The organism is Mumia zhuanghuii, from assembly GCF_042681565.1.
Classification (GTDB): domain Bacteria; phylum Actinomycetota; class Actinomycetes; order Propionibacteriales; family Nocardioidaceae; genus Mumia.
Window position 1 is genome coordinate 121,291 of sequence record NZ_JBHUFT010000006.1, and the last position, 23,677, is coordinate 144,967.

Consider the following 23,677-nt stretch of genomic DNA (forward strand, 5'->3'; position numbering starts at 1 on the left):
TCAGCATGCTCGGTGAGCGCGTCGAGCAGGACGCCAGGCAGCGGGGACTTCGCGCTCTTCTCGGCGGATGCGCCTTCGATCCGCGCGTCGGCGACCTTCGGCTCCTCCGCCGCAGGGGCGGCTGCCTTGGGAGCGGCGGGGCGCTCGCCCGACCGGCTGGTCTGTGTCTCGGCGGCGGCCGTCTTGGCGCTCCGGGCGAGGTCGGAACTCGGCGGCGCGAGGCGCGCGGCGACCTGAGGCGAGGCGACGTTCACATCGGCGAGCCCGGGGACACCGGGGACGCGTGCGGTGCTGGAGTGCTGCCAGATCGCCTGCTTGCGCCACGGTGCGGGTACGGTCGGGCGCCGCGTCTCGTAGTGCGCGACCCACAGGGGGTACTTCGCGAAGGGGATGGAGCCGCGGACGGACGCGTTCCAGAAGCCCGGACCGGTGTAAAGGAGCGGGCGTGTGCCCGTCATCCGCTCGACCGTCTGAAGCCAGCGCTTGGCCCAGCTGCGCAGGTGGGAGCGCGAGCGGCCGTCCGTGTCCTCGAGGTCGAGGACGAGCATCGGCTTGTCGACGCCCGTACGGCGGACCTGGTTCACGAAGTGGCGTGCCTGCGCGACGGCAGGGGTCCCCGGACGCGCGAAGTGGTAGTAGCCGGTGGCGATGCCGGCACGCTGACTCGCACGGCCGTCGGTCTTGACGTACTCGTTGACGAACGACCGCCCCTCGGTCGCCTTGATGAAGGCGTAGGTGTAGCCGGCCTTGCGGACCTTGGTGAAGTTGATCGCCCGGCCCCGCGGGTGCTGGTGCCCCGAGACATCGATGCCGCGTGCGACGCCGTTGCCGGACTTGTCGGCGGCCTTCGCGGACACCGCCTTGGTCGCGGACGCCGCGGATGCCACGGATGCTGCGGAGGTCTGGGCCGCGGGGGTCTGAGCCGGGACTTGCGCCGCCGAGGCGGGCGCCGAGGTGGCGAGGGTGGCGCCTACGAGTGAGGCGCCGACGGCGAGCACGACCACGGCTGCGTGGCGTGCCCGGCGTCGGAGGATAGGGGTGTTCATGGTGCTGCTCCTGTACCGGTCGGTCATGGCGTAGCGACCGGTCCGGAGCAGGCGGGATCGACCGAGCACAAGGGCTCGGTGAACATCGTGAGGACTGCCTCTTACGCGCCGGGGGTCGCACGTACGGCGCCCGGAAGCGGCGGATACCGCCGCCACCGGACGCACAGGAGCGGATGCTCGTCATCCCAGCGTCCACGCCCGCCCGGGGGTGCGGGGGACGCTACACGCAAGGCCACTGAGGGCCGTACTCCTTATCCGAGAGTGACATATCTGAACAAATCGGACAAATAGCACGTGCAACGCCAGCTGGCAGTGCGCCAGGACGAGCAGTGGCGCAGGTCAGCGCACGACAGCGACCGCGCACCGAGCGTGGTGCAGCAGGCTCTGGCTCACCGAGCCCAGCAGCATGCCCTCGAACGCGCCCCTCCCCCGCGAGCCGACCACGACGAGCGCGGCTGTCTCCGACGCATCGGCGAGCGCGACCGCAGCAGGAACCGTGATCGCCTCCTGCTGAACGCTCACCCCGGGGTAGCGGGCGGACAGGGGCGCCACCACGTCCGCGAGCACCCCCTCCGCGACCGCGATCTCGTCGCCGACGTTGGTCGGGATGTATCCCGAGAGGATCGCGGGGCTCGACGCCGACGTACGGAAGCCGTACACCACCGTCAGATCCACCCCCGTCGCAGCCGCATAGGCGAAGGCCCACTCCACGGCGGGGGCGGACTCGTCCGAACCGTCGGTGCCGACGACAACCCGGGTCGCCTGCGGTCGTGCAGGCTCCCTGATGACCACGACCGGAGAGTCGGCGTGGCGAGAGACGTGCTGGCTCACCGAGCCGACCACCAGACCCTCGATCGCCCCGTGGCCCTGACTCCCCAGCACGACGACGGACGCCTCCGACGAGAGCGCGATGAGCTCCTCGGACGCCTTTCCTACGCGCGTCTCGACCTCGTACGTCGTCGCGCCGGCCTCCGCCAGCACGGACTGGGCCTCCTGGACCAGGGTCGTCTCGACCTCGTCCGCGGCGTCGGAGCCCGCCAGGTCGTGCCCCAGGACGGCGACCGCTCTCACCGCCGCCCCGGTCGCCACCGCGTAAACACTCGCCCACCTGAGCGCGAGCGTCGCATCCTCCGAACCATCGATTCCGACCACGACCGGTCCCTGTGCATCAGCCATGCCCCCAGCATGGGGGGTAGCACCTCCCCCACGCATTTAGACTGGCCTTGTGACCATGACACCCACCGTGCTCGGCAGCGCCGCCGACGTCCGGTCCGTGCTGGGCGACCTCTCCGGGGTCGACCAGGTCGGGCTGGAGGCGCGCGCCGCCGCACTCGCGACCCGATCCATCAAGAAGGACGCCAAACGCACGGCGATCGACCTCGCGATCTCGATGGTCGACCTGACGACGCTCGAGGGGGCCGACACCCCCGGCAAGGTGCGGTCGCTGGCCGCGAAGGCTCTGCGCCCGGACCCGTCCGACCCGACCTGCCCGCAGGTCGCTGCTGTCTGCGTCTATCCCGACCTCGTCGCCGTCGCCCGCGAAGCCCTCGGCGACGCGCCTGTCGGCGTCGCGAGCGTCGCCACCGCGTTCCCGTCCGGACGCGCCGCGCTGCCGATCAAGATCGCTGACACCGAGAACGCCGTCGCCGCGGGTGCCAGTGAGATCGACATGGTCATCGACCGTGGCGCGTTCCTCGCCGGCGACCTGCTGAAGGTGTACGAGGAGATCGTCGCCGTCCGCGCGGCGTGCGAGCGTGGCGACGGCTCTCGCGCCCACCTCAAGGTGATCCTCGAGACCGGCGAGCTGGCGACGTACGACAACGTCCGTCGCGCGTCCTGGCTGGCGATGCTCGCCGGAGCCGACTTCATCAAGACCAGCACCGGCAAGGTCTCCCCTGCGGCGACGCTGCCGGTGACGCTGCTCATGCTCGAGGCGGTGCGTGACTTCCGCGACGCCTTTGGCGTGCAGGTGGGCGTCAAGCCCGCAGGCGGCATCCGGACGACCAAGGACGCCTTCAAATACCTCGTCACGGTCAACGAGACCGCAGGCGTCGACTGGATGACGCCAACCTGGTTCCGGTTCGGGGCGTCGAGCCTGCTCAACGACCTGCTCATGCAGCGCCAGAAGTTCGAGACCGGCCGTTATGCCGGACCCGACTACGTGACGATCGACTGAGGCACCGACATGGCTGACCACGCCGTACCCCCCACACCGCTCGACTACGCACCAGCACCCGAGTCGCGGGCCATCGTCGACCTCCAGCCCTCGTACGGGCTGTTCATCGACGGCTCCTTCACCGAAGGGATCGACGGCCGGACGTTCAAGACCGTCAACCCCGCGACCGAGGAGGTGCTCGCCGAGGTCACCGAGGCGACCGACGCCGACGTCGACGCCGCGGTCGCCGCCGCCCGCCGCGCCTTCCGCAGCTGGTCGCGGATGCCGGGCCGCGAGCGTGCGAAGTATCTCTACCGCATCGCCCGCATCCTCGCTGAGCGCAGCCGCGAGCTGGCCGTGCTGGAGTCGCTCGACAACGGCAAGCCGATCAAGGAGTCGCGCGACGTCGACATCCCGCTCGTGTCGCAGTGGTTCTTCTACTACGCCGGATGGGCCGACAAACTCGCGTACGCAGGACTGGGCTCCCAGCCACGCCCCCTCGGGGTCGCCGCCCAGGTGATCCCCTGGAACTTCCCGCTGCTGATGCTGTCGTGGAAGATCGCGCCCGCGCTCGCCGCCGGCAACACGGTCGTCCTCAAGCCCGCCGAGACCACGCCGCTGACCGCGCTCCTGTTCGCCGAGATCTGCCAGCAGGCCGACCTCCCGCCGGGCGTCGTCAACATCATCACCGGCGCCGGTGCGACCGGGCAGGCGCTCGTCACCCACCCCGACGTCGACAAGGTCGCGTTCACCGGGTCGACCGACGTCGGCCGCCAGATCGCGCGGTCGGTCGCCGGCACTGACAAGCGACTCACCCTCGAGCTCGGCGGCAAGGCCGCCAACATCGTCTTCGAGGACGCCCCGATGGACCAGGCGATCGAAGGCATCGTCTCCGGGATCTTCTTCAACCAGGGCCATGTGTGCTGTGCCGGCTCCCGGCTGCTGGTCCAGGAGAACGTGTACGACGACGTCATGGAGCGCCTCAAGCGCCGCATGACCACGCTGCGCGTCGGCGACCCCCTCGACAAGAACACCGACATCGGTGCCATCAACTCCCGCGAGCAGCTCGACCGCATCACCGCGCTCGCGAGCACCGGTGACGACGAGGGCGCCGAGCGCTGGTCGCCGCCGTGCGAGCTGCCAACGTCGGGCTTCTGGTACGCGCCGACCGTCTTCACCGGCGTGACCCAGGCCCACCGCATCGCGCGCGAGGAGATCTTCGGCCCGGTGCTGTCCGTCCTCACGTTCCGGACGCCGGACGAGGCGGTCGCCAAGGCCAACAACACTCCGTACGGTCTGTCGGCGGGCGTCTGGACCGACAAGGGGTCGCGCATCCTCGCGATCGCCGACCGCCTCCGTGCCGGGGTCGTGTGGGCCAACACCTTCAACAAGTTCGACCCAGCCTCGCCGTTCGGCGGATACAAGGAGTCCGGCTACGGCCGCGAGGGCGGGCGCCAGGGCCTCGCCGCGTACCTCACGAGCGCAGACCTTCAGGAGGGCGAGACCGCATGAGCCGGCTCGACGTACGCAAGACGTACAAGCTCTACATCGGCGGAGCGTTCCCCCGCTCCGAGTCCGGCCACACGTACGAGGTGACCGACACCCAGGGCCGCTTCCTGGCCAACGCGGCCAAGGCCTCGCGCAAGGACGCCCGCGACGCCGTCGTGGCGGCCCGCAAGGCCTTCGGCGGCTGGGCAGGGCGCACCCCGTACAACCGAGGCCAGATCCTCTACCGCGTCGCCGAGATGATCGAGGGACGCCACGACCAGTTCACGGCCGACGTCGTCGCCGCCGAGGGGCGGACCAAGGCGCAGGCGGCCAAGGTCGTCGACGCCGCGATCGACCGGTGGGTCTGGAACGCGGGGTGGGCCGACAAGCTCGCCCAGGTCACCGGCAACGCCAACCAGGTCGCCGGGCCGTACTTCAACCTCTCCTCCCCCGAACCGACCGGCGTCGTCGCCGTGGCCGCACCCGCCGACGACAGCCTGCTCGGCCTGGTGTCGGTGCTCGCACCGGTGATCGTCTCCGGCAACACCGCCGTCGTCGTCACCTCGTGCGAGCGGCCGCTCGCCGCCGTCACGCTCTCCGAGGTCCTCGCGACCTCCGACGTGCCCGGCGGCGTGGTGAACGTCCTCACCGGCGACGTCACCGAGCTCGGGCCCTGGCTCGCGGCACACCTCGACGTCAACGCGCTCGACCTGACCGGGGTCGACGACCACGACCTCGCCACCGAGCTCGAGGCCGAGGCCGCGATCAACCTGAAGCGCGTGCTGCGCCCCAGCAGCCCTGACTGGACGGCCGAGCCGTCGATCGCCCGCATGACGGCCTTCCTCGAGACGAAGACCGTGTGGCACCCCGTGGGCGTGTGAGCACCCCCGTCGGTGTCGTCGTCCTGTCCGGTCCGTCCGGCTCCGGCAAGTCCCGGGTCGCCGAGCGCAGCGGGCTGCCCGTGGTCAGGCTCGACGACTTCTACCGCGAGGCAGGCGACCCGGGCCTGCCCACGATCACGTTCGGCGAGACCGAGGTCGTCGATTGGGACGACCTCCGGTCGTGGGACGCCGAGGCGGCGTGCGATGCCCTCGAGACGCTGTGCACCACCGGCACGGTCGACGTGCCGGTGTACGACATCTCTCTGAGCCGTCGCACGGGTTGGCACACGCTCATCCTCGGCGACGCCACCATGGTCGTCGCCGAGGGACTCTTCGCGCACGTCATCGTGGCCGAGCTCGCCCGGCGCGGGTTGCTCGTCGACGCGCTGTGTGTCCGCCACCACCGGCTCGTCACGTTCGTCCTGCGACTGGCGCGCGACCTGCGCGAGAAGCGCAAGTCGCTGCCTGTGCTGCTGCGTCGCGGCCTGCACCTCACGCGCGAGGAGCCGGCCGTGGTCGCGCTCGCGGAGGAGCACGGCTGCCGGCCCGTCACGCCCCGCCAGGCCGAGCGCCGGATCGCGGCGCTCGGCGGCGTCAGTGGCGCGAACGCAGGGCGTTGACGAACACGTCCGCGATCTCGCCCGGCTGGCGCGCCAGGTAGACCTGCCCGCCGGTCGCCTTCGCGATCTCCTGCAACGAGAACGCGTCGGCGTCCTCGGTGATGCCGATCGCGATCACGACGACGGGGCGCGCCGGGTCGCGCTCGCGCTTGAGCGTCTCGACGAGCTTGGCGCGCGAGATGCTCCCCGGGTCGTCGTTGCGCCCGCCCGTGAGGATGATCACTGAGTTGACGGCCTTCGGGTCGTACCGCGCCTGCACGGTCCGGTAGGCCGCCAGCGTCGTGTCGTACAGGCCCGTGCGGCCACCGACGAGCTTGCGGAGCGACTTCGTCTGCTGCACCACGATGTCGCGCTGGTTCTTGCCCCCCGTGGTGGCGGTGAGCGGCCTGATGGGAGCGAGCTCCTTCCAGTCCTTCTTGCCGTCGAGCTTGCGCGAGAAGGCCCACGACCCGAGCGACCACGAGTCGGGCATCAGCCCGAGCCCGGTCAGCGCGGCCGCCGTGGTCAGCCCCATGCGGGTCGAATCGCCGGCACGCTCCCCCATCGGCTCGGACACGTCGATCACGGCGAGCGCCCGCGCCGGGAGGGCGATCAAGGACCAGCGCCGCAGGGTGTCGGCGATGACGGCTGGGTCCTCGATCGTCATCGACGCGAAGGAGCCGATCGCGCTGCCCTCGGAGAGCGGCTCGCCGGACGGGGCTCGGAACCCGGCCTTCTCGAGCGAGGCGAGGCCCTTCGCCGACGTCAGCGCGGCCGCGAGCGCCTTCGCCGCGGCCTCGTGGGCCGGATCGCCCGAGACGAGGGCCAACGGATAGCCGAGCGCGAAGCTCCCCTCCCCCGGCAGCACCGGCACGAAGGAGTCGGCGGCCGCCGACGCGTTGAAGACCTGCTCGCTGACGACAGTGCTCCCGCCGGACTTCGCGGTCGTGTCGAGCAGCCCCGCGGGGTCGGCCGTCGCGGGGTTGCCGGACTGCCTCTGGGCCAGCGTCACCTGTGCCGAGCTGACGGTGTCGAACGCCGCCGGCGTCAGGCTGCTCCCTGCCTCTGCATGCGCGGCGAGCAGCGGGGCCGTTGCGGTCGCGGTCGACAGCGGGTCACCGATGGTGAACCCGGGGTTGGTGAGCACCTGGAGCCACTTCGAGGGCGGATCGCCGCCGCTCTTCGGCCACGCGAGGACGACAGGCGAGGTCGCCACCGAGCGGACGAGCGTACGCGGAGCCTCGACCCCTTCGACGAGCTGGCCGGCGACGCGCGTCAGCCACACGCTCGAGTCGGGCATCCAGACGTCGGGTGCCCCGTCGTCGAGCGTGACCGCCTGCGAGGTGAGCGCGGGTTGTTCGGCGAGGACCTCGTACGACACGCACCTGTCGGTGTCGGCGCGCTCGGTCGCGGCTTCGACGATCGGCGCGAGCTCCGGGGTGACCGCGACCCGCACCGGGGCCGTCTTCGCGCAGTCGGCGGCCGCTGGCTCGTCATCGTCTCGCAGCACGAGGAAGCCGACGACCAGGACCACCACCACTGCGAAGCCGATCGCGTACGTCATCGGTCGGTTGTCGGCGCCGTCCTTGGCGTCCGCATGACGTCCTGCCATTGGTCCTTGCTCCTACCCGAGGGCCTAGGCGCCACACCGACAGCGCTGCGCCGCCCGTGCGAACGGACGGCGCGACGCCGGGTGAGCGGAGTGTGAGTGTGTCACCCTCGGGCTTCGAGGGCGTTGACGAACACCTTCGGGATCTCTGAAGCCTCCCGCGCGATGTAGGCCTGGCCCCCCGTGGCCTTCGCGATCTTGTTGAGGGCGTCCTCGTCGGCGTCCTCGGTGATCCCGATCGCGATGACGGTGACCGGACGCGCCGGGTCACGCTCGCGCTGGATCGTGGCAAGGAGCTCGGACTGGGACAGGCTGTCTGAGTCCTCGTTCTTGCCGTCAGTGAGGATGATGACCGAGTTGATCGACTTCGGGTCGTACTGCGCCTGGACGGTGCGCCAGGCCGCGAGAACCGTGTCGTACAGACCCGTGCCGCCGCCGACCAGCGTCCCCATCTGCTTGATCTTCTCGACGACCAGGTCGCGGTGCTTGACCCCGCCGTCGACCGAGCCGAGCTTGCGGATCGGGGCGAGCTTCTTCCAGTCCTGCTCGCCGTCGAGCTTGTGCGAGAACGCCCACGAGCCGACGGCCCACGAGTCGGGCATCAGGGAGAGCCCTGTCAGCCCCGCCTCGATGGTCAGGCCCATGCGAGTGGAGTCGCCGACCTGCGCCTCCATCGAGCCCGACACGTCGATCACGGCGACGGTCTGCGCGGGAAGCGCGATGACCGACCACTTGCGCAGGGTCTGCGCGATGAGCTGCGGGTTGTCGAGCGCGATCGGGGTGAACTGGCCGACGCCCTTGCCCTCCGGCAACGGCTCACCCGACGGCTTGCGGAAGCCCGCCTCGGTCAGACCCTTGACACCGTCGGCGGACCCGAGGGCCGACGTGAGCGCCTTTGCGGCGCGGGCGTTGCCGGGGTTGTCGGACGCGGCGGCGAGCGGGTAGTCGAGGACCAGGCTGCCGGTCTTGGGGATCACGGCGACGAACTCGGCGCTGCCCGGGACGGCGCTGAACGTCTGCTCGCTCACGACCGTGCTGCCACCGACCTTCGCGACGTCGGCGAGCAGCTCGGCAGGGTTGGTCTTGGGTGCAGCAGCCGACTGGCGCTGCGCCAGCGTGACCAACGCGGCCCCGACGGTCTCGGCGCTCGTGAGCCCCTTCGCTGCCTCAGCCTGCGCAGCGAGGAGCGGTACGGTGGCCTGCGTCGTCGCGAGCGCGTCACCGTTGGTGAACTTCGGGTCGGACATCGCCTGGAGCCAGGTGTCGGGGCGTCCCGGCCCGCCCTTCGGGAGAGCGAGCACGACGGGTGATGTCGCCACGGACTTCGTGACGACCTCCGGACCAGCAGCACCCTCGGGCTGCTGCGCGGTGACGCGCGCGAGCCAGAGCGTCGAGTCCGGGATCCACAGATCTGGCGCTCCCTCACCGATCGCGAGCGACTGCGCGACGAGAGCCGGGGCCTGCGCCTCGACCGTGTACGCCGCGCAGGCGTCCTCGCCGACACGCTCGACCGCCGCCTCAACGACCGGCGCGATCTCGGGCGCGACGGCGACGGACACGTCGTGCGTCGTCGCGCACGACGCAGCGGCCGGGGCCTCTTTGTCCCTCAGGACGAAGACCCCGGTGAGGATCGTGGCGATGACAACGAGTCCGATGCCGTACTGCCACTTATGGCCGGCCTCGTTCTCCTTGGCAATGGCGTGACGCCCGCCCATGGATTCTCCCTACTTCGTGGCATGTTTCACACGCGGCTGCGCACAAGGTAGCAGAGTCCGGAAAGGGCTATATAGCATAACCCGGCTTGATCGCATCTTGGATGAGCGCGAGCCGCTGGTCGAAGGGGAGGAACGCGCTCTTCATCGCGTTCACCGTGAACCACCGGAGATCGTCCAGATCGTAGCCGAACGCCTCCACGAGAAGCGACATCTCTCGGGTCATGGACGTCTGGCTCATCAGCCGGTTGTCGGTGTTGACGGTGACGCGAAAACCCAGCGACGCGAGCGTGCCGATGGGGTGCTCGGCGATCGACGGCGCCGCCCCTGTCTGGACATTCGACGACGGGCACAGCTCGAGCGGGATGCGCTTGTCACGCACGTACGCGGCAAGCAGACCGAGGCGTGGCTCGTCCGGATCGGTGAGGTCGATGTCGTCGATGATCCGGACACCGTGACCGAGCCGGTCGGTGCCGCACCACTGGATGGCCTGCCAGATCGACGGCAGCCCGAACGCCTCGCCGGCGTGGATGGTGAAGTGCGCGTTCTCGCGGTGGAGGTACTCGAACGCGTCGAGGTGCCTGGTGGGCGGGTAGCCGGCCTCGGCGCCGGCGATGTCGAAGCCGACGACGCCGCGGTCGCGGTACGCCACGGCGAGCTCGGCGATCTCGAGCGAGCGCGCCTGGTGCCGCATCGCGGTGAGGATCTGGCGCGCGTGAATCGTCCGTCCGCGCCTCGCGGCCTCGGCCGTCCCCTGCACGAACCCCTCGCGCACGGCGTCCACGGCGCCGGTCAGCGTGAGGCCCTCGCGGAGGTGCTGCTCAGGAGCCCACCGCACCTCCGCGTACACGACGCCGTCGTCGGCAAGGTCCTCGACGCACTCGCGGGCGACCCGTACGAGGTCGTCGGTCGTCTGCATCACGCCGACGGTGTGCTCGAACGTCTCCAGGTAGCGCACGAGGCTCCCCGACGTCGCGGCGGCGGCGAACCAGTCACCGAGCTCTCCCGGATCGACGACCGGCAGCGCGTGCCCCGTCCGCGTGGCGATCTCCGCGACGGTCTCCGGGCGCACGCCCCCGTCGAGATGGTCGTGCAAGAGGACCTTCGGGACGCGCGCGATCTGCTCGGGGCTCACCATCGGCCCAGCCTAGTGCGGCGCTCAGACGATGCGCTCGAGCACCGGGGACGTACGAGGCTCGGGTGCGGCGTCCACCACGTCGTAGCCGCCGTCGAGCGCAGCGAGCGCCCTCGCGAACCGCTCAGGAGTGTCCGTGTGCAGCGTCATCAACGGCTGGCCCGTACGGACACGGTCTCCCGGTCGTACGTGCAGCTCGACCCCGGCGCCGGCCTGGACCGACTCGCCAGGACGCGAGCGGCCCGCGCCGAGGTGCCACGCGGCGAGCCCGACCGCCATCGCGTCGACGCGCCCCACGTAGCCGTCACGGGCGGCGGCGACGACCTGGATGTCGGAGGCGTGCGGCAGCTCCGCGTCAGGGTCGCCGCCCTGCGCGGCGATCATGCGGCGCCACACGTCCATCGCACGGCCGGAGGCGAGCGCGTCCGCGGGATCGACGTCCTCGCGCCCGGCGGCCGAGAGCATCTCGCGGGCGAGCGCGAGCGTCAGCTCGACGACGTCGGCGGGACCGCCGCCTGCGAGCACCTCGACGGACTCGGCGACCTCGAGCGCGTTGCCGGCGGTCATCCCGAGCGGCGTCGACATGTCCGTGACGAGCGCGCGGGTGTCCACGCCGGCAGACGTGCCGAGCGCCACCATCGTGCGAGCGAGCTCGCGGGCGGCGTCGAGGTCCTTCATGAACGCGCCCGACCCGACCTTGACGTCCAGCACGAGCGCGCCGGTGCCTTCGGCGATCTTCTTGCTCATGATCGAGCTCGCGATCAGCGGGATCGACTCGACCGTGCCCGTAACGTCACGCAGCGCGTACAGCTTCTTGTCCGCGGGAGCGAGCCCTGAGCCGGCGGCGCAGATCACCGCGCCGACGTCCTCGAGCTGACGCATCATCTCGTCGTTCGACAGGTCGGCGCGCCACCCCGGGATCGACTCGAGCTTGTCGAGCGTCCCGCCGGTGTGCCCGAGCCCACGGCCCGACAGCTGCGGCACCGCGACGCCGCAGGCGGCGACCAGCGGCGCCAGCGGGAGCGTGATCTTGTCACCGACCCCGCCCGTCGAGTGCTTGTCGGCCGTCGGCCACGAGAGCCCGGAGAAGTCCATCCGCTCACCACTGCGGATCATCGCGTCGGTCCAGCGGGCGACCTCGGCGAACTCCATGCCGTTGAGCACGATCGCCATCGCCAGCGACGCCATCTGGACGTCGGCCACCTCGCCGGACGTGTAGCCGTCGACGACCCAGTCGATCTGCGAACCGGACAGCGCGTGCCCGTCACGCTTCGCCGCGATCACCTCGACAGCGTCGTGCCTGCCCATGCTCATGCGGCCTCTCCTAGATCGATCTCGACACCTTCGAACCCACGCAGCACCCAGGTCGGGCGGCGTGGTGCAACTCCGTTCAGCGCGAGCCGCGGGAACCGCTCGAGCAGCCGGCCCAGCGAGATCTCGAGCTCCATCCGTGCCAGCGGCGCGCCGAGGCAGAAGTGCAGTCCCATCCCGAACCCGACGTGCGGGTTGGGGTCGCGCGACACGTCGAACGCGTCGGGCTCGGCGAACACCGCGGCGTCACGGTTGGCCGAGCCCATCAGGCAGGCCACCTTCTCGCCCGTACGGACCGTGGTGCCCGCGATCTCGACGTCCGCCGTCGCCGTACGCTCGAACAGCTGCAGCGGCGCGTCGTAGCGGATCAGCTCCTCGAGCGCCGTCGCGACCGACACCACGCCGGACAGCACGCGGTCGCGCTGTGCCGGGTGGGACAGCAACGCGTGGACACCGTTGCCGAAGACGTTGACCGAGGCCTCGTGGCCGGCGTTGAGCAGCAGCACGACCGTCGCCACCAGCTCGTCCTCGCTCAGGCGGGCGGCGCCGCCGGACTCCGTGTCGCGCTCGGCGATCAGGTCGGTCAGCAGGTCATCACCGCGGATACCGCGGGCCATCTGCGCCTTGCGCTCCGCGACGAGCGCGGCGACGTACTCGCTGAACGCGACGCTCGCCGTAATCGCCTCGCGCTTGGTCTCCTCGCCGACGCCCTGCTCGTACATGTGGACGATGCCCTGCGACCACGTCCGCAGCTGGGCGTGGTCGTCGCCAGGGACGCCGAGGAGGTCGCAGATGACGTACACCGGGAGCGGCTCCGCATAGTCGCCGAGGATGTCGGCCGTGCCCGAGAGTCCGTCGAGCAGCCGTGCGGTGAGCGCCTCGACGCGCGGGCGCATCCGCTCGACGTGGCCGCGCCCGAACGCGCCCGCGACCAGACGGCGCAGCCGCGTGTGGGCCGGCGGCTCGTTCTCCATCATCTGGTTGCGATGGAGCGCGTTGAACGGCTCCATGTCGTCGGTCGGCTCCCAGTCGGTCCAGATCCGTCCGAGCCGCCGCTTGCGAAGCGTCTGGCTGACCGCGTCGTGCGTGGTCGCGAGCCACCGCTGGGTCGGCTCGTGCCACAGCATCGGGCCCGCAGCGCGCAGCTCGGCGAGCACCGGGTACGGGTCGGCGACGAAGGCGGGATCGCTCAGGTCGACATCGATCTTCACGGGTTCATCATCGCTCGCAACTCTCAGGACCGGGCCGCGAGGTCTTCGTCGTCGAACGCGTCGGGCAATACCTCGGTCATCGGTACGACGCCGCGGACGGTGCGCAGCAGCATCTGCGGACCACCGTTCTCCCAGAGAAGCTGGCGACAGCGACCGCACGGCATCACCGGCTGCTCGGCGCCGTTCACGCACGCGACCGCGACGAGCCGGCCACCGCCCGTGGAGTGCAGCGACGACACCATGCCGCACTCGGCGCACAGCGCGACGCCGTACGCGGCGTTCTCGACGTTGCAGCCGACGACCACACGGCCGTCTTCGGTGAGGCCCGCGGCACCGACGCGATAGTGCGAGTACGGGGCGTACGCGCGCCGCATGACCTCGACCGCCGCGTCGTGGAGGACCTCCCAGTCGACGTCGCCCCCGCCCCCGCCGGTCGAGCCTGTCGAGACCCCGCTCATCCGGCTTGGCCCTTGCGATAGGGCTTGCCGTCGGCCGCGGGCATGCGGAGACGTTGCGTCCCGAGTGCGAGCACGAGCAGCGTCGCGACGTACGGGGTCATGCCGGCGAACTCACGCGGCACCTCGTCGCTGAGCAGGTACCACACCAGGAAGCCCACGCCCACGGCGCCGAACAGGATCGCGTTCTTGCGGTCGCCCTTGCGCAGGCGCAGCAGCATGAAGACGAGCAGCAGGACCGCCACGAGGAGCAGCAGCGCGTGCACGGCGGCGGCGTTGCGCAGCTGCATCGCGTCGGTGTAGCCGAACATCGTCGCCGCACCTGCGGCACCGAACGGCCGCCAGTTGCCGAAGATCATCGCCGCGAGGCCGATGTAGCCACGTCCGCCGGTCTGCCCGGTGACGAAGCCGCTGGACGAGACCAGCACCAGCATGTAGCCGCCGAGTCCGGCGAAGACGCCGGAGATGATGACCGCAATGTACTTGAACAGATAGACGTTGACGCCCAGCGTCTCGGCAGCCTGCGGGTTCTCGCCGCACGAGCGCAGCCGCAGACCGAACGTCGTCTTCCAGAGGATCCACGAGGTGAACACGACCAGCGCCGCGACCAGGTAGACCATGATCGACATGTTGCGGGTGAGCGCCGCGACCACGGCCGCGAGGTCGGAGATCACGAACCAGTGCTTCTCCGCGAGGTCGGCAGCAGCCTCCCCGAGCCAGGGGATCTCGACCTTCGGTGGGGTCGACAGACCCGTCAGCTGCTTGATGCCGCCGCCGTCGAGATCACGGAAGTACGCCTCGGCGAGGAACGCGACCGCGCCGGCGCCGATGATGTTGAGCGCCACGCCGGAGACGATGTGGTCGACGCCGAACGTGACGGTCGCGATCGCGTGGAGGATGCCGCCGAGGGCGCCCATCAGAGCGGCGCCGATCAGGCCGACCCACGGACCGTAGAAGTAGGTGAAGTAGGCGGCGCCCCAGGTCCCGAGGATCATCTGGCCCTCGAGGCCGATGTTGACGATGCCGGCACGCTCGGCCCACAGACCGCCGAGCGCGGCGAGCAGGATCGGGCACGTGGCGATCAGCGCGGCCTGGATCGTCCCGACCGAGTCGATCTCGTGGGCGCCGCTGATGAGGCGGACGGACGCGACGAGCGCGAGGAAGCCGAACGTGACCACGAGCCAGCGGTAGGAGCGTCCGAGCGACGCGGACGGGGACGGCGGCGGCGGGGGCGCCGTCTCGGTGACCACGGTGCTCATGCCGAGACCTCCTCAGGGGTCGCGTCGGGACGGGGTGCCTGAGCCACCTGCCGCTCCTCGGCGCGGACGCGATAGCGGCGCACGAGCTCGTAGGCGATGACGACTGCGAGCACGATGATGCCCTGGGTGATCTGGATGACCTCGACGGAGATGCCGGCCTCGATGGTGAGGCGGTTCGACTGCTCGTTGAGGAACGCGAACAGCAGCGCGGCGAACGCGATCGGGAGCGCACGGTTGCGTCCGAGCAGCGCGACGGCGATGCCGGTGAAGCCGAGTCCGAGCTGGAAGGTGGTGCCGTAGTAGTGCGCGCTGCCGAACAGCGACGGCATCCAGATGAGGCCCGCGATGCCACCGGAGATGAGCAGCGTCAGCATCGTCATCTTCTTGGTGTTGACGCCGCTGGCCACCGCCGCCGACTCCGACTGGCCGGTCGCACGCAGGTCGAAGCCGAAGCGGGTCTTGTTGAGGACGAGCCAGAACGCGATGCCCGCGAAGACGGCGAGCAGCCCCAGGGTCCAGACCTCCCCGGAGGCCTTTTCGAACGGCTGCCAGCCGGGGACCTGGCTGGACTCCGGGATCTCGGTCGTACGACGCGAGTCGCCGGCCTTGAACCCGTACGTGTTGAGGAGGTAGCCCGTGATGGTCACCGCGATCGCGTTGAGCATGATCGTCGAGATGACCTCGCTCACCCCGCGGGTGACCTTCAGCAGGCCTGCGATGCCCGCCCACGCGGCGCCGGCCGCGACCGCGACGAGCAGCGAGCCGAGCACGTTGAGGGCGCCGGGCAGCAGCGCCGCCCCGGCGAACACGGCTCCGGCGTACGCGGCCATGCGGTACTGGCCCTCGACACCGATGTTGAAGAGGTTCATCCGGAAGCCCACCGCGGCAGCGAGCGCGGAGAGGTAGATCAACGACGACTGGTTGGCGATGTTGACCAGGATCCGGTCAGCGGGCCACGAGAAGATGATCCCGATGAAGTCCGAGGCCGAGCCTCCGGAGATCTCGATGACCAGGCTCGTGACAGCCAGCGAGAACGCGATCGCGAGCAGCGGCGCGGCGATCGCGATGCCCACGTTGCGCAGCTGGTTCATGCTTCCTCCTGTCCGCCCGTCATGGCCTCACCGAGGTCCTGCGGGGTGACGGTTTGCGGGTCGAACGAGCCGACGATGCGACCGCGGAGGATGACCTCGATGCGGTCGGACAGGCCGATGAGCTCGTCGAGGTCTGCCGAGATGAGCAGGACGGCGAGCCCGGCGCGTCGGGCGTCCTTGATCTGGTCCCAGATCGCCGCCTGCGCGCCGACGTCGACGCCGCGGGTCGGATGGGCCGCGATCAGCAGGCTGGGCTTGCCCGACAGCTCGCGCCCGACGATGAACTTCTGCTGGTTGCCGCCCGACAGCGCGCGCGCCATGGTGTCGATGCCGGGTGTGCGGACGTCGTACTGCTCGACGATCCGCTCGGAGTCGCGGCGGGCGCCGCCGCGGTTGATCCATCCGCCCTTGACGGCGACGTCCTCGTACGCGTGGCCGAGGATGCGGTTCTCCCACAACGGGGAGTCGAGCAGGAGCCCGTGCCGGTGCCGGTCCTCAGGGATGTAGCCGATCCCGGCGGCGCGACGGCGACGGGTGGCCCACTGCGAGATGTCGGTGTCGCCGAGCTCCACCTCGCCCGTCGTGGGCCGCATCGCGAGGATCCCCTCGACGAGCTCTGTCTGGCCGTTGCCCTCGACGCCGGCGATGCCGAGGACCTCGCCGCGGTGGATCTCGAGGTCGATGCTGTCGAGCACCGTACGGCCGAACTCGTCGACCATCGTGAGGTCGCTGACGCGCAGCTCGACGACGTCGGTGACCGTCGACTCCTCGGTCTCGGGCGACGGCAGCTCAGAGCCGACCATGAGCTCGGCGAGCTGGCGCTTGGTGACCTGCTTGGGGTCGGGGCTGCCGACCGTGGTGCCGCGTCGCATCACCGTGATCGCATCGGCGATCGCGAGCACCTCGTCGAGCTTGTGCGAGATGAACAGGAGCGTGTGCCCCTGGGCCTTGAGACCCTCGAGGTTGGCGAAGAGCGCCTCCACCTCCTGCGGGACGAGGACCGCCGTCGGCTCGTCGAGGATGATGATCTTGGCGCCGCGGTAGAGGACCTTGAGGATCTCCAACCGTTGGCGCGCGGCGACGCCGAGTGCCTCGACCAGCACGTCGGGGTCGAGGTTGAACCCGAACCGGTGCGAGATCTCCCGGACCTGCTCACGGGCCTTCGCGCCGGTGCCGTACAGCTTCTCGGCGCCGAGAACGACGTTCTCGAGCACCGTGAGGTTGTCGGCGAGCATGAAGTGCTGGAACACCATGCCGATGCCGCGCGCGATCGCGTCGGACGGGCTGGCGAACTCGACCTTCTCACCGTCGATGGTGATGGTCCCGCCGTCAGGCTTCTGCACCCCGTACAGGATCTTCATCAGCGTCGACTTGCCGGCGCCGTTCTCGCCGACGAGCGCGTGGACCGTTCCGGGTGCGATGCGCAGGTTGACGTCGTCGTTCGCGATCACACCGGGGAATCGCTTCTCGATCCCCTCGAGCTCCACCGCGGAGGTCGTCATCGTGCTCCTTCTGAGTACCGATCGAGAGGCGTGGGCCCGGGGCGGCAGAACGCCACCCCGGGCCCATCACGACCTTGGAGGGAGGGCGCGTCGGCCCTCCCCCGAAGGTCACGGCGCGGTCGGAACCTTGATCTCGCCGCTCTTGATCTGATCGGCGTAGCCGTCGAGGTCGCCGATGATGTCGTCGACGTATCCGCCCGAGGTGGCGTAGCCGACGCCATCCTTGGCGAGATCGTACGTCTGGTAACCCACCAGCGGCGAATCCTCGGCCACGGCGCTGATCGCGTCGTAGGCCGCGACGTCGACGCGCTTGAGCATCGAGGTCAGGATGTGCGGCTTCTCCGTGTCGGAGGCGGTCTGCCACTGGTCGGAGTCGACACCGATGGCCCACATGCCGTCACCGGCCTCGACGGCAGACTGGAAGACACCCGCACCCGAGCCGCCGGCAGCGTGGTAGACCACGTCGGCGCCCTGGTCGAACATGCCGGTCGCTGCTGCCTTGCCTCCGGCGGGATCGTTGAAGCCGCTCGCGTCGGACTCCTCGATGTACTTCACCTGGATCTTGATGTCGGGCTTCACCGCCTTCGCACCTGCGGCGTAGCCGGCCTCGAACTTCTTGATGAGGTCGGAGTTGACGCCACCGACGAAGCCGACGTTGTTGGTCGTCGACTTCAGCGCCGCAGCGGCACCGACGAGGAAGGAGCCCTGCTCCTCGGCGAAGGTGAGGTAAGCGACGTTGTCGTTGGCCTGGTCGTCGGGGTCGAAGCCGTCGACCACGTCGAAGCTGACGTCCGGGTAGTCCGGCGCCACCTTGTTGACGGCCTCGCTGTAGAGGAATCCGACGGCGATGATCGGATCGTGCTCGGCGTCGGCCAGCTGGCGGAGGCGGTCCTCGCGAGCCGACTCGGCCTCGCCGTCCTGAGCCTCGGCCTCGGTGCACCGGGCGCCGAGCTCGTCGACAGCCTTCTTCACACCGACCGCGGCGGCGTCGTTGAACGACTTGTCGCCCTGACCACCCACGTCGTAAGCGATGCCGACCTTGGGGCCGTCACCTTCGGCGACCGAGCAGTCGAGCGTGTTGCTGCTGCCGGCATTGTCGTCGTCGCCGCCGTTGTCATCGTCGCTGCCGCAGCCGGCCAGAGCCAGCACGGCCACCGCGGCCAGCGCGGTGATCTTGCCCATTCGACGCAAGAGGACTCCTCAGTCACGAGTGTTCATCGCCCCGGGCCATCCCCAGAGGATTTTCGAACAATAACCCCGTCAACCCTTGACACGTGGGTGAACCCCTCGCGGGGAGAGGACCCGATACTCACTTGTTATCCTGAAAGACGGGCTGTTGCCGTACCGACGTCCGGCATCGGAGAACACCCACAATCAGGCGGCGACGACGATGGCGACAGTTGCCGTAGTCGCGGCCTCCGATCGCTCGGTCAGAGGGTCGGAGCGCTTGCCAGGGCCGCCATCGCGAGGACCTTCGCGCCGATCGCGACCGCGCGCTCGTCGATGCGCAGGTTGCCCTGGTGGAGGTCGTACGTGGGCCCCCCGGGCGTCCGGGTGCCGAGCCGGCCCATCGACCCCGGGACGGACTCGACGAACCACGCGAAGTCCTCTCCCCCGAGGCTCTGGCTGGTGCTCGTCACCGCGCTCGGACCGAGGGCGACCGCGACCGCGTCACGCAGGATCTCGGTCGACTCCACGTCGTTGACGACGGGCGGCACACCCTGGGTGTAGGTGACCTCGGCGTCGACCCCGTACGGAGCGACGATCTCGCGCACCAGCGCCCGTACGAGGTGCTCTGCCTCGTGCCAGGCGGTCGCGTCGAGCATCCGCAGCGTGCCGGTGGCCTCTCCCGTCGCGGGGATCACGTTCGGCGCGCTCCCGGCGTTGATGCTCCCCCAGACCAGGCTCGCGCCGGCACGGGGGTCGAGCCGCCGCGACAACGCGGCCGGCAGCTGCGTGCAGAGGGTCGCCAGGGCGAACGTGAGGTCCTGGGTGAGGTGCGGGCGTGAGGTGTGCCCGCCGCGACCGGTCAGCTGGATGCGGACACGGTCGGCCGCGCCGGTGATGGACCCTTCACGCAGGCCGACGAGACCGACGTCGAGCGAGGGGTCGCAGTGCAGCGCGAACGTCCGCGAGACCCCCGACAGCGCCCCGGCGGCGAGGACCGCGAGGGCGCCCCCGGGCATGACCTCCTCGGCCGGCTGGAACACCAGCCGGACGCGCACCGGCAGGCCGCCGTCGTGGGCGAAGCGCGCGAGCGCGCCCGCGGCGCCTAGCAGCGCTGTCGTGTGCACATCGTGGCCGCAGGCGTGCGCGACGCCGGGGACCGCCGAACGCCACGGGTCGGACGTCTTGTCCGCGACCGGCAGCCCGTCGAGGTCGGCGCGCAATGCGACGATCATGCCGTCGTGCTCACCGATCTCCGCGACGAGGCCGGTCGGGTCGAGCCGCGTCGCCTCGATACCGAACTTGTCCAGCCAGCGCGCGACCACCTCGGTGGTGCGGTGTTCCTGCCAGGACAACTCCGGATGGGCGTGCAGGTCACGGCGGACGTCGAGCAGGTCAGGCACGAGTGCATCGACGGCCGCGACGAGGTCCGCGGGCGTGGGCATGCCCCCAGGCTAACGCTCGTCGTGTGCCGCGCCGCACGGTGCACGCGCCGCGAGACGAGCCGAGGCTGCCATCCATCCTCGGACGTCATACGGATCGCGGGTCGGGACCCACGATCCGTATGACGTCACGGGTGAGCGACCGTCAGGCCTTGCCCTTGGCGAGCGCGCCGAGCAGGTCGCGGTTGAGCCGCGAGATCGTGTCGAGCGGGATGCCCTTGGGGCAGGCCGCCGTGCACTCACCGATGTTGGTGCAGTTGCCGAAGCCCTCGTGGTCGTGCTGCTCGACCATCCCGACCACGCGCGAGGCACGCTCGGGCTGGCCCTGCGGGAGCAGACCGAGGTGGGTGATCTTGGCAGCGGTGAACAGCATCGCCGAGCCGTTCGGGCACGCCGCCACGCAGGCGCCGCAGCCGATGCAGGTCGCGGCCTCGAACGCGTGGTCGGCGTCCTCCTTCGGCACGGGGAGATTGTTGGCCTCCGGAGCCGATCCTGTGGGAGCGCTGATGTAGCCGCCGGCCTGGATGATGCGGTCGAACGCACCCCGGTCGACGACGAGGTCCTTCACGACCGGGAAAGACGACGAGCGCCACGGCTCGATGTCGATGACGTCGCCGTCCTTGAACGAGCGCATGTGCAGCTGGCACGTGGTCGTACGCTCCGGGCCGTGCGCGAGGCCGTTGATGACCAGGCCGCACATGCCGCAGATGCCCTCGCGACAGTCGCTGTCGAACGCGATCGGCTCCTCGCCCTCGAGGGTGAGGCGCTCGTTGAGCACGTCGAGCATCTCGAGGAACGACATGTGCTCCGAGACGTCGTCGAGGTCGTACCCGACCATCTTGCCCTCGGCGGACGGGTTGGCCTGACGCCACACACGAACGGTGATCTTCACTTGTAGCTCCGCTGCTTCATCTCGACGTTCTGGTAGATCAGGGCTTCCTTGTGGAGGACCGGCTTGCCGCCGTCCCCACCGAACTCCCATGCGGCGACGTACGCGAAGTCGTCGTCGTGGCGCAGTGCCTCGCCGTCCTCGGTCTGGCTCTCGACGCGGAAGTGGCCGCCGCACGACTCACGGCGGTGCAGCGCGTCGATGCACATGAGCTCGCCGAGGTCGATGAAGTCGGCCACGCGGCCGGCGCGCTCTAGGGTCTGGTTGAGGTCCTCGTTGACGCCGGTGACCTTGACGTTGCGCCAGAACTCGGTGCGCAGCTCGCGGATCAGCTCGATCGCCTTGAGCAGGCCGCCCTCGGTGCGGGCCATGCCGCAGTACTCCCACATGATGGTGCCGAGCTCGCGGTGGAACGAGTCGACCGTACGGGTGCCGTTGATCGACAGCAGCTTCTCGATGCGGTCGGTGACCTGCTGCTTCGCCTCGACGGCCGCGGGGTGCGTCTCGTCGATCGGCTCGTACGGGCCGTCGGCGAGGTAGTTCGCCAGCGTGTACGGGAGCACGAAGTAGCCGTCGGCCAGGCCCTGCATCAGCGCGCTGGCGCCGAGGCGGTTGGCGCCGTGGTCGGAGAAGTTGGCCTCACCGGTCACGAACAGGCCGGTGATCGAGCTCTGCAGGTCGTAGTCGACCCAGAGGCCACCCATCGTGTAGTGGACCGCCGGATAGATCCGCATCGGCGTCTCGTACGGGTTCTCGCCCGTGATCTGGGCGTACATGTCGAAGAGGTTGCCGTACTTCGCCTCGACCGTGTCGCGTCCGAGGCGCGCGATCGCGTCGGCGAAGTCGAGGTAGACGCCGAGCCCGCCGGGTCCGACGCCACGCCCCTCGTCGCAGACGTACTTCGCGGCGCGCGAGGCGATGTCACGTGGCACGAGGTTGCCGAAGGACGGGTACTGGCGCTCCAGGTAGTAGTCGCGCTCGTCCTCGGGGATCTGCGAGGCGGGACGGTCGTCGCCGGCCTTCTTGGGGACCCAGATGCGACCGTCGTTACGCAGCGACTCGCTCATCAGCGTCAGCTTCGACTGGTAGTCGCCGGAGACGGGGATGCAGGTCGGGTGGATCTGCGTGTAGCAGGGGTTGCCGAAGTAGGCGCCCTTGCGATGCGCACGCCAGTTGGCGGTGACGTTGCAGCCCATCGCGTTGGTCGACAGGAAGAAGACGTTGCCGTAACCGCCGGTCGCGAGGACCACGGCGTCGGCGAAGTGCGACTCGATCTCGCCGGTCACCATGTCTCGGACGATGACGCCGCGGGCACGCCCGTCGGCGACGATGACCTCGAGCATCTCGTGGCGCGTGTGGTTGATGACCGTGCCAGCGGCGACCTGACGCTCGAGCGCCTGGTAGGCGCCGATCAGCAGCTGCTGACCGGTCTGGCCACGGGCGTAGAACGTACGGGACACCTGGACGCCGCCGAAGGAGCGGTTGTCGAGCAGGCCGCCGTACTCGCGGGCGAAGGGGACGCCCTGCGCGACGCACTGGTCGATGATCTCCACCGACACCTGCGCGAGGCGGTAGACGTTGGACTCGCGGCTGCGGAAGTCGCCGCCCTTGACCGTGTCGTAGAACAGGCGGTAGATCGAGTCGCCGTCGTTGCGGTAGTTCTTGGCGGCGTTGATGCCACCCTGCGCGGCGATCGAGTGCGCGCGCCGCGGGCTGTCCTGGTAGCAGAAGCTGGTGACGTGGTAGCCGGCCTCGCCGAGCGTGGCGGCGGCGGAGGCACCGGCCAGGCCGGTGCCGACGATGATCACCTTGAGCTTGCGACGGTTGGCCGGGTTGACGAGCTTGGCCTCGAAGCGGCGGGTGTCCCAGCGCTTCGTCACGTCGACGTCGGGCGCCTTGGTGTCGGCGATCGGCTCACCGAGGTCGTAGATGTCGGTGAAGTCGTCGGTGCGTGCGTGTGTGTTGACGGTCATGGGGTCAGCCCACCCATCCGAAGAAGATGGCGAACGGCGGAACCAGGAACCCGATCGTGATGATCCCTGCCACCGCGTACGCGAGGACGTTGAGGTTGCGGCGCGCCTTCACGCTGGTGTTGGCGCCGAGCGTGGTCAGGGCGCTCCAGACGCCGTGGCGCAGATGGAACCCGACCGCGAGCAACGCGATCGTGTAGGCGAGCACCATGTACCACTCGCCAAAGGTGTTGAGCACCCGCTCGTACGGGCTCGGCGAAGCACCGCCCGGCGCGATGTCGTTCGTCGTGAGGTTGAGCAGGTGGAAGATGATGAACAGCAAGATGATGACGCCGCCCCAGCGGAGCGTGAACGACGCGTAGCTGCGCTGGAAGCCGCGCTTGTTCTGCTTCGACTTGTAGCGCGGGCCGGAACCGACCTTGATCGCCTTGTGGTCGCGCCTCGAGAGCACGACCGCGGCGTACACGTGGCCGATGATCGCGACCAGGAGCACCACACGGATGATCCAGAGGGCTCCCTCGCGCGGCAGGTAGGGCTCGCCCAGGATCCGCAGGTGGTGCGAGTACCCGTCGAAGGCGGCCTGACCGCTGAACACCTTGAGGTTGCCGTACATGTGAAGCAGCAGGTACCCGACCATGATCAGGCCGCTGACCGCCATGAGTGCTTTGAGCGCGACGGTGGAGCGTCGTGCGCCCATCCGCTGCTTGGTCATCTCAGTTGTCGCCACACGATCACGATAGGACGCAAGGTCACCT

20 protein-coding genes are annotated in these 23,677 nt (G+C 69.8%); 4 read left to right on the top strand and 16 right to left on the bottom strand.

Annotated elements, in window-relative coordinates:
* Positions 1 to 1,046, bottom strand: a 1,046-nt coding sequence (locus tag ACFSDF_RS07860; RefSeq protein WP_377156990.1) for a glycoside hydrolase family 25 protein, incomplete at its 3' end; no start/stop codon positions are given.
* Between the two features lie 339 nt (positions 1,047 to 1,385).
* Positions 1,386 to 2,222, bottom strand: a complete 837-nt coding sequence (locus ACFSDF_RS07865) for a universal stress protein (protein ID WP_167005324.1) — start codon at positions 2,220 to 2,222, stop codon at positions 1,386 to 1,388.
* Between the two features lie 55 nt (positions 2,223 to 2,277).
* Between ACFSDF_RS07865 and deoC the strand changes: the two genes are divergently transcribed.
* The 4 genes from deoC to ACFSDF_RS07885 are packed head-to-tail and all read left to right on the top strand — an operon-like array spanning position 2,278 to position 6,190.
* Positions 2,278 to 3,222 (top strand): deoxyribose-phosphate aldolase, encoded by a 945-nt coding sequence (gene deoC / locus ACFSDF_RS07870; RefSeq protein WP_167007076.1) that lies wholly within the window; start codon positions 2,278 to 2,280, stop codon positions 3,220 to 3,222.
* A 9-nt stretch (positions 3,223 to 3,231) separates the two neighbouring features.
* Entirely contained in the window at positions 3,232 to 4,713 is a 1,482-nt protein-coding gene (locus ACFSDF_RS07875) for an aldehyde dehydrogenase family protein (protein ID WP_167005327.1), read from the top strand.
* Positions 4,710 to 5,570, top strand: coding sequence for an aldehyde dehydrogenase family protein (locus tag ACFSDF_RS07880; RefSeq protein WP_377156993.1), 861 nt, complete (start codon positions 4,710 to 4,712; stop codon positions 5,568 to 5,570). Before ACFSDF_RS07875 ends, ACFSDF_RS07880 begins: the two co-directional genes overlap by 4 nt.
* The gene (locus ACFSDF_RS07885; protein WP_167005333.1) at positions 5,567 to 6,190 is read left to right on the top strand and encodes a uridine kinase family protein; all 624 of its coding nucleotides are present in this window, start codon (positions 5,567 to 5,569) and stop codon (positions 6,188 to 6,190) included. Before ACFSDF_RS07880 ends, ACFSDF_RS07885 begins: the two co-directional genes overlap by 4 nt.
* On the opposite strand, the gene ACFSDF_RS07890 is transcribed toward ACFSDF_RS07885, so the two are convergent.
* The 14 genes from ACFSDF_RS07890 to ACFSDF_RS07955 all read right to left on the bottom strand — a co-directional run bounded on the left by ACFSDF_RS07890 (position 6,165) and on the right by ACFSDF_RS07955 (position 23,649).
* Complete coding sequence (locus tag ACFSDF_RS07890; RefSeq protein ID WP_167005336.1) at positions 6,165 to 7,781, bottom strand: substrate-binding domain-containing protein; 1,617 nt, start codon at positions 7,779 to 7,781, stop codon at positions 6,165 to 6,167. The two genes, ACFSDF_RS07885 and ACFSDF_RS07890, sit on opposite strands and share 26 nt — an antisense overlap.
* 101 nt (positions 7,782 to 7,882) lie before the next feature.
* Positions 7,883 to 9,493 carry a substrate-binding and VWA domain-containing protein gene (locus ACFSDF_RS07895; protein ID WP_167251676.1) on the bottom strand — a complete coding sequence of 537 codons (1,611 nt, stop codon included), beginning with the start codon at positions 9,491 to 9,493 and terminating at the stop codon, positions 7,883 to 7,885.
* Positions 9,494 to 9,560: 67 nt separating this feature from the next.
* Complete coding sequence (locus ACFSDF_RS07900; RefSeq protein WP_167005342.1) at positions 9,561 to 10,628, bottom strand: adenosine deaminase; 1,068 nt, start codon at positions 10,626 to 10,628, stop codon at positions 9,561 to 9,563.
* 21 nt (positions 10,629 to 10,649) lie between these two features.
* Positions 10,650 to 11,933: a thymidine phosphorylase gene (locus ACFSDF_RS07905; RefSeq protein ID WP_377157049.1), complete on the bottom strand. Its 1,284-nt coding sequence runs from the start codon at positions 11,931 to 11,933 to the stop codon at positions 10,650 to 10,652.
* A 2-nt stretch (positions 11,934 to 11,935) separates the two neighbouring features.
* Complete coding sequence (locus ACFSDF_RS07910) at positions 11,936 to 13,147, bottom strand: cytochrome P450 (protein ID WP_377156996.1); 1,212 nt, start codon at positions 13,145 to 13,147, stop codon at positions 11,936 to 11,938.
* Positions 13,148 to 13,170: 23 nt separating this feature from the next.
* Positions 13,171 to 13,605: a cytidine deaminase gene (locus tag ACFSDF_RS07915; RefSeq protein WP_167005345.1), complete on the bottom strand. Its 435-nt coding sequence runs from the start codon at positions 13,603 to 13,605 to the stop codon at positions 13,171 to 13,173.
* Entirely contained in the window at positions 13,602 to 14,861 is a 1,260-nt protein-coding gene (locus tag ACFSDF_RS07920) for an ABC transporter permease (protein ID WP_167005348.1), read from the bottom strand. The genes ACFSDF_RS07915 and ACFSDF_RS07920 overlap by 4 nt, the downstream gene beginning before the upstream one ends.
* Positions 14,858 to 15,952, bottom strand: a complete 1,095-nt coding sequence (locus ACFSDF_RS07925; RefSeq protein WP_167005351.1) for an ABC transporter permease — start codon at positions 15,950 to 15,952, stop codon at positions 14,858 to 14,860. The genes ACFSDF_RS07920 and ACFSDF_RS07925 overlap by 4 nt, the downstream gene beginning before the upstream one ends.
* Positions 15,949 to 17,454, bottom strand: coding sequence for an ABC transporter ATP-binding protein (locus ACFSDF_RS07930; protein WP_167005354.1), 1,506 nt, complete (start codon positions 17,452 to 17,454; stop codon positions 15,949 to 15,951). The genes ACFSDF_RS07925 and ACFSDF_RS07930 overlap by 4 nt, the downstream gene beginning before the upstream one ends.
* A 108-nt stretch (positions 17,455 to 17,562) precedes the next feature.
* Complete coding sequence (locus tag ACFSDF_RS07935; RefSeq protein ID WP_167005357.1) at positions 17,563 to 18,636, bottom strand: BMP family lipoprotein; 1,074 nt, start codon at positions 18,634 to 18,636, stop codon at positions 17,563 to 17,565.
* A gap of 248 nt (positions 18,637 to 18,884) precedes the next feature.
* Positions 18,885 to 20,066, bottom strand: coding sequence for an amidohydrolase (locus ACFSDF_RS07940; RefSeq protein WP_167005360.1), 1,182 nt, complete (start codon positions 20,064 to 20,066; stop codon positions 18,885 to 18,887).
* 142 nt (positions 20,067 to 20,208) lie between these two features.
* A complete protein-coding gene (locus ACFSDF_RS07945; RefSeq protein WP_167005363.1) occupies positions 20,209 to 20,955 on the bottom strand; it encodes a succinate dehydrogenase/fumarate reductase iron-sulfur subunit in 747 nt (248 codons plus the stop codon).
* Complete coding sequence (locus tag ACFSDF_RS07950; RefSeq protein ID WP_167005366.1) at positions 20,952 to 22,925, bottom strand: fumarate reductase/succinate dehydrogenase flavoprotein subunit; 1,974 nt, start codon at positions 22,923 to 22,925, stop codon at positions 20,952 to 20,954. Before ACFSDF_RS07950 ends, ACFSDF_RS07945 begins: the two co-directional genes overlap by 4 nt.
* Before the next feature lie 4 nt (positions 22,926 to 22,929).
* Positions 22,930 to 23,649: a succinate dehydrogenase cytochrome b subunit gene (locus ACFSDF_RS07955; protein WP_167251675.1), complete on the bottom strand. Its 720-nt coding sequence runs from the start codon at positions 23,647 to 23,649 to the stop codon at positions 22,930 to 22,932.
* Between the last annotated feature and the right edge of the window lie 28 nt (positions 23,650 to 23,677).

What these genes read in the sequence shown, in the direction of transcription:
- ACFSDF_RS07875 (WP_167005327.1), top strand. Translation starts at nt 3,232, where the DNA reads ATGGCTGACCACGCCGTACCCCCCACACCGCTCGACTACGCACCAGCA.
- ACFSDF_RS07950 (WP_167005366.1), bottom strand. Translation starts at nt 22,925, where the DNA reads ATGACCGTCAACACACACGCACGCACCGACGACTTCACCGACATCTAC.
- ACFSDF_RS07900 (WP_167005342.1), bottom strand. Translation starts at nt 10,628, where the DNA reads ATGGTGAGCCCCGAGCAGATCGCGCGCGTCCCGAAGGTCCTCTTGCAC.
- ACFSDF_RS07930 (WP_167005354.1), bottom strand. Translation starts at nt 17,454, where the DNA reads ATGACGACCTCCGCGGTGGAGCTCGAGGGGATCGAGAAGCGATTCCCC.
- ACFSDF_RS07880 (WP_377156993.1), top strand. Translation starts at nt 4,710, where the DNA reads ATGAGCCGGCTCGACGTACGCAAGACGTACAAGCTCTACATCGGCGGA.
- ACFSDF_RS07925 (WP_167005351.1), bottom strand. Translation starts at nt 15,952, where the DNA reads ATGAACCAGCTGCGCAACGTGGGCATCGCGATCGCCGCGCCGCTGCTC.
- ACFSDF_RS07895 (WP_167251676.1), bottom strand. Translation starts at nt 9,493, where the DNA reads ATGGGCGGGCGTCACGCCATTGCCAAGGAGAACGAGGCCGGCCATAAG.
- ACFSDF_RS07905 (WP_377157049.1), bottom strand. Translation starts at nt 11,933, where the DNA reads ATGGGCAGGCACGACGCTGTCGAGGTGATCGCGGCGAAGCGTGACGGG.
- ACFSDF_RS07940 (WP_167005360.1), bottom strand. Translation starts at nt 20,066, where the DNA reads ATGCCCACGCCCGCGGACCTCGTCGCGGCCGTCGATGCACTCGTGCCT.
- ACFSDF_RS07915 (WP_167005345.1), bottom strand. Translation starts at nt 13,605, where the DNA reads ATGAGCGGGGTCTCGACAGGCTCGACCGGCGGGGGCGGGGGCGACGTC.
- ACFSDF_RS07865 (WP_167005324.1), bottom strand. Translation starts at nt 2,222, where the DNA reads ATGGCTGATGCACAGGGACCGGTCGTGGTCGGAATCGATGGTTCGGAG.
- ACFSDF_RS07920 (WP_167005348.1), bottom strand. Translation starts at nt 14,861, where the DNA reads ATGAGCACCGTGGTCACCGAGACGGCGCCCCCGCCGCCGCCGTCCCCG.
- ACFSDF_RS07935 (WP_167005357.1), bottom strand. Translation starts at nt 18,636, where the DNA reads ATGGGCAAGATCACCGCGCTGGCCGCGGTGGCCGTGCTGGCTCTGGCC.
- ACFSDF_RS07890 (WP_167005336.1), bottom strand. Translation starts at nt 7,781, where the DNA reads ATGGCAGGACGTCATGCGGACGCCAAGGACGGCGCCGACAACCGACCG.
- deoC (WP_167007076.1), top strand. Translation starts at nt 2,278, where the DNA reads ATGACACCCACCGTGCTCGGCAGCGCCGCCGACGTCCGGTCCGTGCTG.